Source organism: Nonomuraea sp. NPDC049625 (genome assembly GCF_040675285.1).
GTDB lineage: Bacteria > Actinomycetota > Actinomycetes > Streptosporangiales > Streptosporangiaceae > Nonomuraea > Nonomuraea angiospora_A.
Genome location: NZ_JBFAOQ010000015.1, coordinates 221651 through 235114, shown reverse-complemented (window position 1 = coordinate 235114; position 13464 = coordinate 221651). Strand labels below are relative to the sequence as shown.

The window sequence follows — 13464 nt, the reverse complement described above, 5'->3', positions numbered from 1 at the left end:
CGTCATGCGAGCGCTGCGGCGGGCCTGGGCGTGGCGGGGACCTGGCGGGCGACGGGGACGAACGAGACCAGCAGGCAGAGGGCGCCGAGCGGGATGAGGTCCTTCTCGATGAACGGCAGGATGAGGTCGACCATGACCAGGAGGGGCGTCCACACCCTGACCCGGCGCAGCGCCGCGAGCTGCACGACGAGGGCGAGCTGGCCGGCGAAGAACAGGAGCGGGACGACGTCGTAGACGACGGCCGAGACGCCGGGGACACTCTGGACCCGGTCGAACAGCACGCCCATCGCCTCGTTGTCGGCGGACATGAACCCGACCACGATGTCGATGCCGAACTGTGCGAGCAGCGCCACGACGCCGACGGTCCCGGCCGCCGCGCTCGCGGTGGCCGGCGCGTTCCCCCCGGCCATCCGCCGCATCTGCCAGAAGACGGGGACGAACAGGACGAGTGCCGCCATGAAGGCGAGGTGGCCGGTGGTCCACGCGATGCCGGGACCCCGGCTGCCGTCGAGGCCGTCGAGGATCCGGATCACGCCGTAGGCGAGCACGAGCAGGGGCGCGGCGATGAAGGGGATACGGGAGTTCATGGGGACGATCCTCGGCCTCGCGGGGGTCCTCGGGCATCGCCGGTGAGGGCGATTCCGCGCCTCCCTCTCAGGAGCGAGGACGAATCCGTCGCTCAGCCGCGCCGCTGCGCGTAGTGCTGCTGGATCAGCGCGGCCGCGCAGGCCATCGTGGCCAGGCCGAACCCGATGCCGACGAACATGTTGAGATCGGAGGTGGAGGTGACCATGTTGCCGACCGCGAAGATCGCCAGCAGCAGCCACAGCACGGGTCGGGGGATACGGACGGGGTTCATGGCGGGCTCCTCACAAGATCGGGTGGCACCCAAGACGCTACGGATCGCCGTCGCCACGGGCGATCCCGCCAGTGAGACAGCCCGAGGTACAGCAGGCTGTACTGTTCGTCCGCCATCACCTCTTTGCCCTGGGAGATGCCCTAGGGTCTGAGGATGCCGACTCCCGACGCGGGGCCCTTACGCCGGTGGGACATGGTGGCCCGGACCCGCGCCACCCTCGACGCCCTCGAACACCTCGTCGGCGGCGTCGGCACCGCGATCCTGGCGATCCTGGCCGTCTTCGTCGTGGTCATCACCGCGCTGGCCTGCCTCGTCGGCGTGGGCCTGCTCCTGGTGCCCACCGCGCTGCACGTGCTGCGCATCGTCGCCGACCGGGAGCGGGGGCGGCTGTCCCGCTGGGGGCCTGACGTCGTCATCAGTCCCGACCCGGTTCCGTCCGAGTTGCGGGCGGCGATCACGAACCCGGCGAGCCGGCGCGAGCTGTACTGGGTGCTGATCCACGGGTTCTTCGGGCTGCTGCTCGGGGCGGTCGGCATGACGCTGCCGCTCAGCGCGGTACGCGACCTCACGTTCCCGCTGTGGTGGCGGCTGATGCCGGATGGGGCGGGTGTGGACCTCTGGGTGGTGCGCGACCTCCCGGGCGCCCTCGCGGTCGGCGCGCTGAGCGTGGGCTGGATCGCGCTGACCCTGGCCCTCGTCCCCGGCATGGCGCGCCTGCAGGCGTGGCCGGGGCGGCGGCTGCTGGCCGCCGATCCCAGCACCGACCTGGCGCTGCGGGTCGCCCAGCTCACCGCGACCCGCGCGGAGGCGCTCGACGCGCACGCCGCCGAGCTGCGGCGGATCGAGAGATCGCTGCACGACGGCACGCAGAACCGGCTCGTCGCCGTCAACGTCATGCTCGGCGCGGCCCGCCGCGCGCTGGCCCGCGACCCGGCCACCGCCGACGCCATGCTCGAACGCGCGCAGGACGCCGCCGAGCAGGCGCTGGCCGAGCTCCGCGCGGTCTCCCGCAGCATCCTGCCCCCGGTGCTGACGGACCGGAGCCTCGCCGACGCGTTGACCGGCCTGGCCGCCGGCTGCCCCGTCCCCTGCCGGATCGACGTCGACATGCCCGGCAGGTGCGCCGCGTCCGTCGAGGCCACGGCCTACTTCGTGGTGGCCGAAGGGCTCACCAACATCGCCAAGTACAGCCAGGCGCGGCACGCCACCGTCACGATCCGGCGGCACGACGACCGGCTGGATCTCCGGATCACCGACGACGGCCGCGGCGGAGCGGACGAGCGGAGCGGGTCGGGGCTGGCCGGGATCCGCCGCCGGGCCGAGGCCCTCGACGGGACCTTCGCGCTGACCAGCCCAGAAGGCGGACCTACCACCATGAAGGTGAGCCTCCCATGCGGATTGTGATCGCCGAGGACGACGCGCTCCTGCGCGAGGGGCTCGCGCTGCTGCTGCGGGCGGAGGGACTGGACGTCGTGGCCACCGCGCCCGATCCGGACGGCTTCCTGACCGCGATCGACGCCCACCAGCCGGACGTCGCCATCGTGGACGTCCGGATGCCCCCGACCCACACCGACGAGGGCATCGTCGCGGCCGTCGAGGCCCGGCGGCGCCAACCGGAGCTGGCCGTGCTCGTGCTGTCGGCGTACGTGGAGCAGGCGTTCGCCACTGACCTGCTCGCCCACGGCAGCGCCCGGCTGGGCTACATGCTCAAGGAGCGGGTCGGGCGGGTCGAGGAGTTCATGGGCGCGCTGCACCGCGTGGCGGAGGGGGGCACAGCCATCGATCCGGAGGTCGTCGCGCAGCTGCTGGCCCGCAGCAGGCCCGACAGCCGGCTCGACCGGCTCAGCCCGCGCGAGCGCGACGTGCTGGCGCTGATGGCCGAGGGCCTGGGCAACGCCGCCATCGCCGAGCGGCTGTTCGTCACCGACGGCGCCGTGCACAAGCACATCCGCAGCATCTTCTCCAAGCTCGACCTGGCGCCGACCGACCGGACCGACCGGCGGGTGGCGGCCGTCCTGCACTACCTGGAGAACGGAAAATAGCGGGCTAGGCGCCCAGGTCGCGGGCGATGTTGTCCAGCCTGGTCGCCAGATCCTCCAGGGCCTCCTCGCTCAGGCCGCCCTCCGGCAGCCGGGCCACGAGCTCGTCGCGGTGCGCGATGACCAGGCCCTTGTGCGCGTCATCCACCTCATCGGCCGGCAGGACCACGCAGTCACCCCGGACGAACACCAACGTGGCGTCGGGTTCCTCCGACTGCAGCAACTGGCGGACGCATTCAAGATCGATGAGAGACATCTCTGCTCCTCTGCCCCGACTGACCTCAAACTGGGCGCTTACCCAGAGGGCACTCATCCGAACGTCGGAGGGCCGCCGTCGGCGTGCGAGCGCCGCACGCTGAACGTCACCAGATACACGGCGGCCCCCAGCGCCACGAGGGCAGGCGGCACGGCGAGCAGCGGCCGCGCGGCCAGCAGGGCCAGCACGGTCAGAACCACCCCCACCAGCAGCCCGAGCGCGGCCGCCAGCAGGCGCACGCCGAGCCAGTTCGACGGCGGCGGCGCCTGCGGCCACTCGCCATGGCCGCCTCCGTGCACGTCGGGCACGCCGGTGTCGCTCACCACGCCGGAGGAGGTGATGTCCTCGGGAGGCGGCGGCTCGCGCAGCACGGGAGCGAAGAACTCGTCCTCGGGATCGTTGTCGCGCCTGTTCATCCTGGATCACCTCACCGGATCGGCTTCCTCCAGCTCGTGCAGGAACGGGTTGACCACGGCGTTCAGCTCGGCCAGGAGCGCTTCGAGCGAGGCCTGGGCGTCGTCGAGGTTCGGCAGGCCCGCGGCCCGCGCGTGGGTGGGCGTGGGCAGGCGCTCGACCGGCAGCGGCACGCGGAGCTCCAGCGTGCTCAGCGCGGTCGGCCGCTCGTACGGCGGCGGCACGTAGGTGGGCTCCTGGCGCTGCCAGCTCGACCAGCCCCGCGGCAGCGGGAACGGGAGCGGGGCGGCCAGCTCGACCACCGCCAGCAGGCCCGGCACCTCCTCCGGCCGGTGACAGGTCGCGTCCAGCACCCGCGGGTGGCGGCGCACGTAGGCGTGCTCCGCCACCGGGCGCGTGGCCACCTCCCACGCGCCCAGTGCGAAGTGCAGCGGGTCCAGAGTGACGCCGCCCGCGGCCGGCTCGCCGTGCACGGCTTCGAAGGCATGCCGCCATCTGCGCAGCTCCTCGCCGTAGCGCTCCTGCGCGCTGCCCGGCTCCGCGCCGTCGCGCCCTCGCGCGGCGCCGATCCAGAACGCCTGCGTGCCGGCCATGCGCCTCCCCCGGTGTCAGCCCTTGATCTCGATGCGGCGGGCGCGGCCCTTCTCGGTCTTGGGAACGCGCAGGATCAGGATGCCGTCCGTCAGCTCGCCGCCGATGTGCTCGGTGTCGGCGTCGCTCGGCAGGATCGTCCGGTAGACGAACCGTCCGGTGCGGCGGCGCAGCATCTGGCCCTTGTCCTCCTCGTTGATCTCCCCGGAGACGCACAGCTCGCTGTCGTTGACCTCGACGTTGATGTCGTCCCGCTTCAGCCCGGGAAGCTCCGCCCGCACGATGTAGGCGTCCGGGGTCTCCTCGGTCTCCGCGACCGGCCGCCAGGCTGCCATGTCGCTCTCCGCGCCCTGCTCGAAGAGCCGCCCCATCTGATCCCACAGCTGCTCGAACTCGGTGAAGGGATCCCAGGACCGCCTCTGCCAGGGAACACCCGCCTGCATCGCTCCGCGATTGCGCCTTATCGGCAAAGCCACTGCTTTCTCACCTCCGTGACGTGAGGGACACCGTCGTCCCCCTCCTCCAAATTCATCCCGTACCCGCAATCTTCCGTCATGAACGGTTCCGTCGCAGGTCAGAGGGCGTGTCGAAGCCATCGGACGGGGAAGCTGGGTGGACATGACCGACGGAACGGGGACCATGCCGGGCCCGGGCGCCGGGGAATCGGTCACGCTGGCGCTCGCGGGCGACACCATGCTCGGCCGCGGCGTGGCCGAGCGGCTGAGCCTGACCGCCGACCCGGCCGACTTCTTCGACACCGGCGTGCGCTCGGTGCTCTCCCGGGCCGATCTGGTCCTGTTCAACCTCGAATGCTGCGTCTCGGCCCGCGGCCGGCGCTGGGACCCGCTGCGCAAGGCGTTCCACTTCCGTGCCCCGCCCCAGGCCGCGGCGATGCTGGCGGAGCTGGGCGTGCACGCGGTCACGCTGGCCAACAACCACGCCCTGGACTACGGCCACGAGGCCCTCCTCGACACCCTCGACCACCTGGCGGCTGCCGGGATCCGCACCGTGGGCGCGGGCGCCGACCTGGCCCGCGCCTGGGAGCCCGCCGAGCTGAAGGTGGGGGACCTCCGCCTGGCGGTGCTGGGCGTCACCGACCATCCCCCCGAGTTCGCGGCCACCGAGCGCAGGCCCGGCGTCGCGTACGCCGACCTCGGATCCGGGGTGCCGGACCGGCTCACGAGCACGATCGGGAGCCTGGACGCCGACCTCGTCCTGGTCTGCGTCCACTGGGGCCCGAACATGACCTCCAAGCCCGTCACGCACGTCCGCCGCGCCGCCCGGGCCCTGGTGAAGGCCGGCGCGTCCCTGGTGGCCGGGCATTCCGCGCACGTCTTCCACGGGGTGGCCGGACCGGTCCTGTACGACCTGGGCGACCTCATCGACGACTACATCGTGGACCCCGAGCTCCGCAACGACCTCGGGCTGATCTTCCTGGTCACCCTGGACGAGCGGGGCCCGGTACGGCTGCGCGCCGTCCCCATCGCGCTGGACTACTGCCGTACGAGGATCGCGAACGACATGGAGACCCGCTGGATCCGGGCCCGGTTCACCGCCGCCTGCGCCGACCTCGGCACCGAGGTCAGGTCGGAGGCCGGCACGCTCACCGTCGATCTCCGGCCACAGGTGGATTGACCGGACGCGCCACCCACTTCGGGTACGCGGTCAATTACCCACAGTGACCATATGGTGTGGTCAGTGGCCCTTTTGGGGTCCGGCACCTAGCGAGAGGATCGACATGGCGCACGAACCGAGAATCGACGTCGAGAGCAGAGCCCAGTCGGTCAGGAACAGCCTGACAGAGGAGCAGTCCGAGCGGATCGTGGACGCGCTCGGCGAGCAGGGGGTCTGGTTCTCGACCCCGCATCCTCGCGTGAGCGAGGCGCCCAGGCCCGACCGCGTCTGGGAGCTGGTGGGCGACAAGCCGCACCTGGGGCGCACGGCCACCGGGCGGGCCGCGATCTACCTGGCCGACGGGCACGCCGCGCTGACCCGGCCGCTGATCTTCGCCGACGGCTTCGGTTACGGGCCCAGCGACCTGGACGCGTTGTGGGCCCACTTCAACAGCGAGCGCAGCCCCGGGTTCCTGGACCAGCTCCGGACCATGGGCATCGACGTCATCCTCCTGGGCTTCGACCAGCGTCAGACGTACATCCAGGCCAACGCCGCCGTGGCGGTCACCTGCGTCCAGCGGGCCATCCGGGAGCGGCAGGGCGACCTCCCGCTGGTCGTCGGCGGCGTCAGCATGGGCGGCATGATCACCAGGTACGCGCTGGCGCGCATGGAGACCGAGGGTGCCGACCACCAGACCGACAAGTACTTCTCCTACGACACGCCGCACCTCGGCGCCTGGATCCCGCTGGTGCTCCAGCAGCTCGCCTACCTGCACGAATCGCTGGAGCCGAGCGCGAACGGCCCCGGGCAGGCCGAGCTGATCCGCAGCCCGGCCGCCCAGCAGCTCCTGTGGGCCTGGGTCGAGAACGAGGACTACTCGGGCCCCGTGACCACCGCGAGCCCGCTGCGCACGGACTTCCTGGACGACCTGCGCCGGGTCGGCTGGTTCCCGATCCGCCCGTACAAGCTGGGCCTGGCCAACGGGGTCGGCGACGGCACGGGGCGCGACCTGCCGCCGGGCACGCCGGTGTTCGACCTGCACTACGATCCGCTGCAGCTCACGGCCAAGATCCAGCCGGACATGGGCCAGCTGCAGAACGTCGGCACGGTCAAGTTCGGGGCTCCGACGTGGACGAGCGCCACCTCGCACGTGGCCGCGTTCGACGGGGCGCCGGGCGGCACGCTCGACTCGTGGGGCAGGGTGGCCGACGCGATCGGGCTGCCCGTCCAGGATCGGTTCCGCCACAGCTGCTTCGTGCCCGCGGTCAGCGCCATCGCCCTGGCCAGGGACCCGTACCAGTGGCAGACCGACCTGTACAGGGACCTCACCGAGCTGCCGAAGGACGAGACATTCCTGGACGCGTTCTGCTGCGACACGGCCAACACCGAGCACGGCAACGTGTCCGAGGTGCTGATCGACTGGTTCCTGGAGCAGCTCGCCGGCTGGTAGCGGCGGCGAAGAGGCGCCGGCTCGCACGCGGGCCGGCGCCTCTTCGTGTCTAGCGGGTGCCGCGGTGCACGACCAGGAGCTGGTCGCGGGTGGCGTTCCGGTCGCGGTAGGCGATCGCGGCCGGCGCCTCGGCGCTGTGATGGCCGGGCAGCCGCTCGTCGGCACTCCACGAGGAGCCGTCGAAGACGGTCCACCACAGGCGCTGGTCGCTCGCGCCGCGGTGGACGCAGTAGAGGCGGTCCTTGTAGACGGTCAGCGCGGGGCCCTCGGCGGCCGAGTGCATGGTCAGCTTCTGGTCGGGCGTCCAGGCGGAGCCGTCCCAGCGCGTCCACCACAGGCTGGAGTCCTTGCCGGTGTGCACGCAGTAGAGGTGGCCCCGCCAGACGGCCAGCGCCGGGTTGGACCGGCAGGCGTGCTGGGGCAGCTGGGTGCAGGGGCTCCATGAGGAGCCGTCCCACCGCGTCCACCACAGGGTGGAGTCGGTGCCGGCGTGCACGCAGTAGAGCTGCCCGTCGAACGTGGCCAGCGCGGGGGCGGAGGCGCTGGGGTGCTCGGGGAGCTTGGCGTCGGGGCTCCAGGTGGAGCCGTCCCACCGCGTCCACCACAGGTTGTCGTCGCCGTCGCCGCGGTGCACGCAGTAGAGCCGCCCGTCGTACGCCGCCAGCGCCGGGGCCGAGTCGCTGACGTGCCCGGGCAGTCTCCGGTCCGCGCTCCACCCTTCCTGGGCGTCGTAGACCGTCCACCACAGGCTGGGATCGTCGACCTCGCCGCGGTGGACGAGGACCAGCCCGTCCTGGAACTCCGCGAGGGCCGGGGCCGACACGCTGAAGTGCTCGACGAACGTCTGGTCAGGAGCCCACCCCTCGCCGGGCTCGTGAACCGTCCAGTACAGCCGCTCCCCGTCGCGCCGGTCCTCGCGGGCCGGCACCAGCATGGCGGGCGCGACCCACGGCGAGACCAGCTTCACGCCGTACGGCCGGGCGACCGAGGTAATCCAGTCGGCCTTGGCGCGCACCTGCCGCTCGATGTGCGGGGCGAGCCAGGAGCCCAGCACGGTGGCCGCGGCCTCGCCGACGAGCTGCGGGATCTCGGCGGCCAGCAACGCGGCGCTCTCGTTGAGGTGGATCTCGAAACCCCACCACCTGGAGACCGGCCAGACCTCCGCGCCCATGGCGCCGAGCTCGCTCTGGAGCCGCTTTACGCGGTCCTGGGCCTGGGGCGACAGCCCGGCGATCTGGCGCCCGCTCTCCCGCTTGGCCGCCGACCACTCGACCTCGACGGCCTCCCGTACGGACGACTCGTCCAGCAGCTCGCTCTCGACGGCCGCGTCCACGGCGGCGGCGGCCACCGGGTCGTCCTGGCTGTGCAGCAGCACCTCCTCGCCGTCCACCTCCGCCGTGTCGAGCCCCGCTCTGTCGGCCCGGGTGTCATCAGTCATTTCCAGCCCCCCTGGAGTGATCCGCACCATTCGATGCGCATATGCACCATCTATGGTAACCAGAGGTAGTTGTCCGATTACTCTCCAGGGTGTCTCCGGAGCTACCTCTCGACGTCCACGGTGAAGGCGTCGAAAACCGCCCGGCCCGCGCCGTCCCCCGCCGCGAACAGGCCCAGCACCGCCCCCACCCACCGGCTCTGCGTGGCCTGGAAGGCAGCGCCGACCTCGCGCAGCCCGTCGCCGGTGTCGGCCAGGAACATGACGAGCGCGTTCTCCCCGATCCGCGCGCCGACGGTGACGTGCGCGCCGTCCTTGACGGGCAGGGGCTCCATGCCCCCTTCCATGTCCCCTTCTATGCCTCCGCGCACCAGGACGGTCCCGTCCGCCGTGCGCTCCAGCCCGACGTAGGCGTAGGTGAACCCGAGCACGACCAGCCCCGCCCGGCCCTCGCCGTCCAGGGTGAGGCCGGTGGTGACCGTGCACGGGTCGCCGGGCAGCCGCTGCCCGAGCACGGACGGGCGCTCCCTGAGGTCCTCCGGCCCCGGCGCGCAGGCCAGGCGGAGGGTGCCGTCCCGCAGCTCCCACCAGGAGGGGTCGGGGTTGGCCTGCCAGCTCCACTGCAGGCCGAGCCCGGGCCCGGCGAAGTCGTCGGAGGTGGCGGGCTCGGCCGGCGCGCCGCCGGGGACGGGCACGGGGCCGCCGGGCACCGGCTCACCGTCCGCGCCCATGACCGGCCAGCCGTCCTCCCAAGCCATGGGCTGCAGGTGGACGACCCTGCCGTAGGCGCCGCGGTCCTGGAAGTGCATGAACCAGTGCTCGCCCGACGGGGTGTCCACCCAGCCGCCCTGGTGCGGCCCGTTCACGTCGGTGCCGCCCTGCTCCAGCACGATCCGGTCCTCGTACGGGCCGAAGATCGAGCTCGCCCGGAACACCGACTGCCAGCCCTGTTCCACGCCCCCCGCCGGCGCGAAGACCCAGTACGTGCCGTCGCGCTTGTAGAGCTTGGGCCCCTCCAGCGTCCGGTAGCCGGGCAGCAGGTCGGCGTCGATGATCAGCGTGCCCTCGTCCAGCACCTCACGGGCGTCCGGCGACATGCGGTGCAGGGTGAGCCGGTTGTTGACGCCGGCGCGGCTCTTGGCCCAGCCGTGCACCAGGTACGCCTGGCCGTCGTCGTCCCACAGCGGACACGGGTCGATGAGCCCGGCGCCCGGCTTGACCACGTGCGGCGCAGTCCACGGACCCCGCGGATCCTCCGCGCTCACCACGTGAATCCCCACGTCGGGGTCGCCGTAGAAGATCCAGAACCGCCCGTCGTGATGGCGCAGCGAGGGCGCCCACACGCCGCAACCCGGCCGCACGTCGTCATAGCCGCTCGTCACGGCATGCCCGATGATCGTCCAGTTGACCAGGTCGCGTGAGTGCAGGATCGGCAGGCCCGGGACCTTGGTGAACGTGGAGGCGGTCAGGTAGAAGTCCGCGCCGACGCGGATCACGTCGGGGTCGGACCAGTCGGCGTTCAGCACGGGGTTGCGGTAGGTCGTCATCCCTCACTCCTCGGCGGCACCTGCTGCAATCGGTTGCAGGAAACGTCGCACCCGCACGTACCTGGCGTCAAATGGCCCGAGTGCCCGCCGACCGCCGGGAGCAGGCCGTCATGCCTGAAATTCGAAATTTTCGGGGCGCTGGCCTGGCGATTCCCCGGCGCGGCGGGGAGAGTGGGGGTCATGACGGTCGAGGACCAGCCCCAGCAGTTGCCCAAACTGGCCGTGATCGCCCGCGAGGCCGGCGTGTCCATTGCAACCGTTTCCAAAGCTCTCAACGGCCGCTCCGACGTCTCCGCCCACACCCGCCGGCTCGTCGCCGAGGTGCTGGAGCGGCGCGGATACCCCAGGCAGCGAGTCAGGCCCGCCCGGGGGAGCATGGTGGACGTCATGCTGCAGGCCCTCGACTCGCCGTACGCGCTGGCGATCCTGGGCGGGGTGGAGGACGCGGCCTGGCGGGCGGGCGTGGACCTGGTGGTCTCGGCCGTGTGCGACCGCACCAAGCACGGCCAGCCCCCGCCCGCGTGGCTGGACCGGATCGGCGCCCGCGACAGCGCCGGCGTCCTGCTCGTGCGCACGTCTCCGACCGCCGCGCAGCGGGCCTGGCTGGCCGACCGGGGGATCCCCGCGGTGATCGTCGACCCGCGCCGCAAGCCGCCGTCCGGCCTGCCCGCCGTCGCCTCGGCCAACCTGGACGGCGCGCGGGCGGCCACCGAGCACCTGATCGCCCTCGGTCACTCGCGGATCGCCGTCGTCACGGGCCGCCCCGGGGTCCCGTGCGCGGCCGAACGGCTGGCCGGCCACCGCCAGGCCATGGCCGCCGCCGGGCTCCGGGCCGACCCCCGGTGGGAGGCGTGCGGCTACTTCCAGCAGGGCGACGCCTTACGAGCCACCCGCCGCCTGCTCGCCTCCCTCCCCCATCCGCCGACCGCCGTCTTCGCCTGCTCGGACTCCATGGCCGTCGGGGTGTACCAGGCGCTGGGCGAGCACGGGCTGCGCGTGCCCGACGACGTGAGCGTGATCGGCTTCGACGACTCCTTGGCCGCCGCCCACGTCACGCCGGCCCTCACCACGGTCCGCCAGCCCTGGCCCGAGCTGGGCGCGGCGGCGCTGACGGCACTGCTCACCGACGGCGCTGCGGGCCGGATCGAGCTGCCGACCGAGCTCGTCACCCGATCGAGCACCGCTCCGCCCCGGCCGTCCTGACCACTTTGTTCAAATTCACCTACTCGTACATGAGCCTTGGTGATCGAGTCACTGCCGGAGTCCTCCGCTTCGTGGGTGGATCGGATGGCGGCGGACAGGGACCGGCGCGGTTACAGTTGATGCGTGACTGCCCTGCACGACGCTACCGAGTTGAGCGTCACCGAGGCGACCCAGCGAGGGGTTGCCCGCCTGGTGGCCGAGGCGGAGCAGGGGATCGATCTGGTGGTCACCCGCCGGCACCAGCCGGTGGCGGCCGTGGTGAGCATCCGGCGGCTCAACGAGTTGGAGAAGGCAGCGGCCGATCTGCGGGATCTGGCGCTGGTGCTCGCTCGGTCGGTCACTGACACGGGGGAGCGGGTCTCGCTCGATGAGGCGCTGGCCGCTTTCGGGCACACTCGCGAATCGCTGGCCGCCATCCCGCACGACGAGTAAACGTATCCGACGTCGTCTTCACGGCGCCGGCGGTCGACGGCCCTCGACGCATCGGCCCAGACACGGCGCCCAAGATACTCAAGAAGAACCTGCTGCCGCGCCGCTACCAGAGCTTCGGGACTGGAGGCCCTGAGTTGTGGGCAGGGTCGTCATCGAATCACTGATCTACCGCAGGTGAATGCGAATTCTGGAGCCTGCACTCGGCTTGAAGGTTCTTGGCCAGTTCCTCCAAAGTCGCTCCGCAGCGGACGTTGGCGAGCCCGCTATCACTACGTACCAAGTGGGTGCGGATCGCGACCCAGCCGCCGGCCATGTCTGTGATCTGCCACCCGGGGAACCTGCTGAGCAGGTGCTGCAGGGTCGCGTTCATGGTTGCACCCCTGCGACCAACGGCGAATGCGGATGCGCCCTGCGCAGCTCCGCGTAACGCACAGCGATACGCCGTGCGGCTCTGCCTGGCTCCGGGAGCGGGTGCCAGGCATAGACGGCACGCTTTCGGCCCGGCTCCCAGCCCGTATGCCACCAGAAGGCGTCATGGCGGCACCAGACGAGGAGTCCGACCCAGACGGAGACGAGTGCGATGCCGTAGCCGTCGTGCACGTCGCTGGAGATGTTCAGGTGGATCAACTTCCGCTGCAACTGCTGGGCCGCGTCCAGTGACGTGACGACCTGTGGGCCGAGCAGCGCTTGCTGCAGGTACATCCACCTACCTCCGGTGACTTCGGTGCCAGTACGGCCAATTGAAGCCAGGTGGGCGGGACCTTTGAACTTCGCCGCAGCCCGGTGTCGGGACGTGTTGAGTCACCGAGAAACGTCCCGAGACGGCCTTGCAACGTCCCGGACGTTAACGTCCACTGGAACGCGTGAACGAGCGCCTACGCACAGCGATGCTCCGCCATGGTGTGGCCCTGGAAGACCTGGCCGAGACGTGTGGCGTCGAGCCCAAGACAGTCGAGCGCTGGATCAACACAGGTCGGGTCCCGCACCGGCGGCACAGGTGGGCAGCGGCGAAGCTGCTGACCGCTGACGAGACGTACCTGTGGCCTGACGTGCTGGAGAGCAGTCAAGCGCGCCGAGGCCGGGCGAACAGGTCGGAACTCGTGGAGGTCTTTCCCGACCGAGCCAGCGTGCCTCGTGAGCTGTGGCTACGGTTCCTGACCGACGCTCAGGAGCGGGTGGACGTCTTGGTCTTCTCAGGGACGTTCTACGCCCAGACGCAGCCGAAGATCGCTCGATCACTGGCCGAGGCTGCGCAACGCGGTGTCGCAATCAGGCTGTGCTTCGGAGATCCCACCGCCCAGTCTGTCGAGACCCGCGATCGCGAAGAAGGGTTGGGCGGGACGTTGGCCGCCAAGATCCGCTCTTCCCTGACCTATTAAGGGCGCTGCCCGAGTTGGATGGCTGCGAGGTTCGTCTGCACTCCACCACGCTGTACGCCTCGCTGTTCCGCTATGACGATGACGTCCTGGTCAATCCACACGTATACGGAGAACCGGCCTCGGCCAACCCGACCTTCCACTTCCGCCGCCTCGATGGCGGGACGATGGCCGAGCACTACATGTCGTCGTTCGAGCGCGTCTGGGCCGGAGCCGTTCCGTGGTCCGGCGCGGAGATCTGAGAGGCA

The 13464-nt window shown here is 71.3% G+C and carries 18 protein-coding genes; 8 read left to right on the top strand and 10 right to left on the bottom strand.

Annotation, left to right across the window (positions count from 1 at the left end; all coding sequences use genetic code 11):
* Positions 1-2: 2 nt before the first annotated feature.
* Together AB0J87_RS47205 and AB0J87_RS47200 are read right to left on the bottom strand one after the other, a co-directional pair.
* On the bottom strand, positions 3-587 hold the full coding sequence (locus AB0J87_RS47205; RefSeq protein WP_363978127.1) for a hypothetical protein: 585 nt from the start codon (positions 585-587) through the stop codon (positions 3-5).
* A gap of 92 nt (positions 588-679) precedes the next feature.
* On the bottom strand, positions 680-859 hold the full coding sequence (locus tag AB0J87_RS47200; protein ID WP_363978124.1) for a hypothetical protein: 180 nt from the start codon (positions 857-859) through the stop codon (positions 680-682).
* 153 nt (positions 860-1012) lie between these two features.
* On the opposite strand from AB0J87_RS47200, the gene AB0J87_RS47195 reads away from it, so the two are divergent.
* Both AB0J87_RS47195 and AB0J87_RS47190 read left to right on the top strand, forming a co-directional pair.
* Positions 1013-2263, top strand: coding sequence for a sensor domain-containing protein (locus AB0J87_RS47195; protein WP_363978121.1), 1251 nt, complete (start codon positions 1013-1015; stop codon positions 2261-2263).
* On the top strand, positions 2251-2901 hold the full coding sequence (locus tag AB0J87_RS47190) for a response regulator transcription factor (protein ID WP_363978118.1): 651 nt from the start codon (positions 2251-2253) through the stop codon (positions 2899-2901). The genes AB0J87_RS47195 and AB0J87_RS47190 overlap by 13 nt, the downstream gene beginning before the upstream one ends.
* A gap of 4 nt (positions 2902-2905) precedes the next feature.
* On the opposite strand, the gene AB0J87_RS47185 is transcribed toward AB0J87_RS47190, so the two are convergent.
* From AB0J87_RS47185 to AB0J87_RS47170, 4 genes are read right to left on the bottom strand one after another with little or no spacing between them, the layout of a single operon-like run.
* Complete coding sequence (locus tag AB0J87_RS47185) at positions 2906-3154, bottom strand: hypothetical protein (RefSeq protein ID WP_363978115.1); 249 nt, start codon at positions 3152-3154, stop codon at positions 2906-2908.
* Between the two features lie 53 nt (positions 3155-3207).
* Positions 3208-3570, bottom strand: a complete 363-nt coding sequence (locus tag AB0J87_RS47180) for a hypothetical protein (RefSeq protein WP_355193838.1) — start codon at positions 3568-3570, stop codon at positions 3208-3210.
* Between the two features lie 6 nt (positions 3571-3576).
* Positions 3577-4161: a hypothetical protein gene (locus AB0J87_RS47175; protein WP_363978112.1), complete on the bottom strand. Its 585-nt coding sequence runs from the start codon at positions 4159-4161 to the stop codon at positions 3577-3579.
* A 15-nt stretch (positions 4162-4176) separates the two neighbouring features.
* Entirely contained in the window at positions 4177-4602 is a 426-nt protein-coding gene (locus AB0J87_RS47170; protein ID WP_350723475.1) for an Hsp20/alpha crystallin family protein, read from the bottom strand.
* A 175-nt stretch (positions 4603-4777) separates the two neighbouring features.
* On the opposite strand from AB0J87_RS47170, the gene AB0J87_RS47165 reads away from it, so the two are divergent.
* Positions 4778-5794 carry a CapA family protein gene (locus AB0J87_RS47165; RefSeq protein WP_363978109.1) on the top strand — a complete coding sequence of 339 codons (1017 nt, stop codon included), beginning with the start codon at positions 4778-4780 and terminating at the stop codon, positions 5792-5794.
* 103 nt (positions 5795-5897) lie between these two features.
* Positions 5898-7223 (top strand): hypothetical protein, encoded by a 1326-nt coding sequence (locus AB0J87_RS47160; RefSeq protein WP_363978106.1) that lies wholly within the window; start codon positions 5898-5900, stop codon positions 7221-7223.
* A gap of 49 nt (positions 7224-7272) precedes the next feature.
* Here the strand turns inward: AB0J87_RS47160 and AB0J87_RS47155 are convergent, their stop codons facing one another.
* Both AB0J87_RS47155 and AB0J87_RS47150 read right to left on the bottom strand, forming a co-directional pair.
* Positions 7273-8661, bottom strand: coding sequence for a hypothetical protein (locus AB0J87_RS47155; RefSeq protein WP_363978103.1), 1389 nt, complete (start codon positions 8659-8661; stop codon positions 7273-7275).
* Positions 8662-8762: 101 nt separating this feature from the next.
* Positions 8763-10205, bottom strand: a complete 1443-nt coding sequence (locus AB0J87_RS47150) for a glycoside hydrolase 43 family protein (RefSeq protein ID WP_363978100.1) — start codon at positions 10203-10205, stop codon at positions 8763-8765.
* A 180-nt stretch (positions 10206-10385) separates the two neighbouring features.
* On the opposite strand from AB0J87_RS47150, the gene AB0J87_RS47145 reads away from it, so the two are divergent.
* Entirely contained in the window at positions 10386-11408 is a 1023-nt protein-coding gene (locus AB0J87_RS47145; RefSeq protein ID WP_363978097.1) for a LacI family DNA-binding transcriptional regulator, read from the top strand.
* Between the two features lie 123 nt (positions 11409-11531).
* Positions 11532-11840: a type II toxin-antitoxin system prevent-host-death family antitoxin gene (locus AB0J87_RS47140; RefSeq protein ID WP_363978094.1), complete on the top strand. Its 309-nt coding sequence runs from the start codon at positions 11532-11534 to the stop codon at positions 11838-11840.
* Positions 11841-11997: 157 nt separating this feature from the next.
* On the opposite strand, the gene AB0J87_RS47135 is transcribed toward AB0J87_RS47140, so the two are convergent.
* Complete coding sequence (locus AB0J87_RS47135; protein WP_363978091.1) at positions 11998-12210, bottom strand: hypothetical protein; 213 nt, start codon at positions 12208-12210, stop codon at positions 11998-12000.
* A complete protein-coding gene (locus AB0J87_RS47130) occupies positions 12207-12542 on the bottom strand; it encodes a hypothetical protein (protein ID WP_363978088.1) in 336 nt (111 codons plus the stop codon). The genes AB0J87_RS47135 and AB0J87_RS47130 overlap by 4 nt, the downstream gene beginning before the upstream one ends.
* 161 nt (positions 12543-12703) lie before the next feature.
* On the opposite strand from AB0J87_RS47130, the gene AB0J87_RS47125 reads away from it, so the two are divergent.
* Both AB0J87_RS47125 and AB0J87_RS47120 read left to right on the top strand, forming a co-directional pair.
* The gene (locus AB0J87_RS47125; protein ID WP_363978085.1) at positions 12704-13219 is read left to right on the top strand and encodes a hypothetical protein; all 516 of its coding nucleotides are present in this window, start codon (positions 12704-12706) and stop codon (positions 13217-13219) included.
* 14 nt (positions 13220-13233) lie between these two features.
* Positions 13234-13458: a hypothetical protein gene (locus tag AB0J87_RS47120; protein WP_363978082.1), complete on the top strand. Its 225-nt coding sequence runs from the start codon at positions 13234-13236 to the stop codon at positions 13456-13458.
* Positions 13459-13464 lie beyond the last annotated feature (6 nt).

Bases quoted from the DNA above. Each gene is read 5' to 3' on its own strand.
- AB0J87_RS47155 (WP_363978103.1), bottom strand. From the start codon at position 8,661: ATGACTGATGACACCCGGGCCGACAGAGCGGGGCTCGACACGGCGGAG.
- AB0J87_RS47145 (WP_363978097.1), top strand. From the start codon at position 10,386: ATGACGGTCGAGGACCAGCCCCAGCAGTTGCCCAAACTGGCCGTGATC.
- AB0J87_RS47165 (WP_363978109.1), top strand. From the start codon at position 4,778: ATGACCGACGGAACGGGGACCATGCCGGGCCCGGGCGCCGGGGAATCG.
- AB0J87_RS47180 (WP_355193838.1), bottom strand. From the start codon at position 3,570: ATGAACAGGCGCGACAACGATCCCGAGGACGAGTTCTTCGCTCCCGTG.
- AB0J87_RS47190 (WP_363978118.1), top strand. From the start codon at position 2,251: ATGCGGATTGTGATCGCCGAGGACGACGCGCTCCTGCGCGAGGGGCTC.
- AB0J87_RS47185 (WP_363978115.1), bottom strand. From the start codon at position 3,154: ATGTCTCTCATCGATCTTGAATGCGTCCGCCAGTTGCTGCAGTCGGAG.
- AB0J87_RS47195 (WP_363978121.1), top strand. From the start codon at position 1,013: ATGCCGACTCCCGACGCGGGGCCCTTACGCCGGTGGGACATGGTGGCC.
- AB0J87_RS47150 (WP_363978100.1), bottom strand. From the start codon at position 10,205: ATGACGACCTACCGCAACCCCGTGCTGAACGCCGACTGGTCCGACCCC.
- AB0J87_RS47170 (WP_350723475.1), bottom strand. From the start codon at position 4,602: ATGCAGGCGGGTGTTCCCTGGCAGAGGCGGTCCTGGGATCCCTTCACC.
- AB0J87_RS47135 (WP_363978091.1), bottom strand. From the start codon at position 12,210: ATGAACGCGACCCTGCAGCACCTGCTCAGCAGGTTCCCCGGGTGGCAG.
- AB0J87_RS47205 (WP_363978127.1), bottom strand. From the start codon at position 587: ATGAACTCCCGTATCCCCTTCATCGCCGCGCCCCTGCTCGTGCTCGCC.
- AB0J87_RS47175 (WP_363978112.1), bottom strand. From the start codon at position 4,161: ATGGCCGGCACGCAGGCGTTCTGGATCGGCGCCGCGCGAGGGCGCGAC.
- AB0J87_RS47130 (WP_363978088.1), bottom strand. From the start codon at position 12,542: ATGTACCTGCAGCAAGCGCTGCTCGGCCCACAGGTCGTCACGTCACTG.
- AB0J87_RS47160 (WP_363978106.1), top strand. From the start codon at position 5,898: ATGGCGCACGAACCGAGAATCGACGTCGAGAGCAGAGCCCAGTCGGTC.
- AB0J87_RS47200 (WP_363978124.1), bottom strand. From the start codon at position 859: ATGAACCCCGTCCGTATCCCCCGACCCGTGCTGTGGCTGCTGCTGGCG.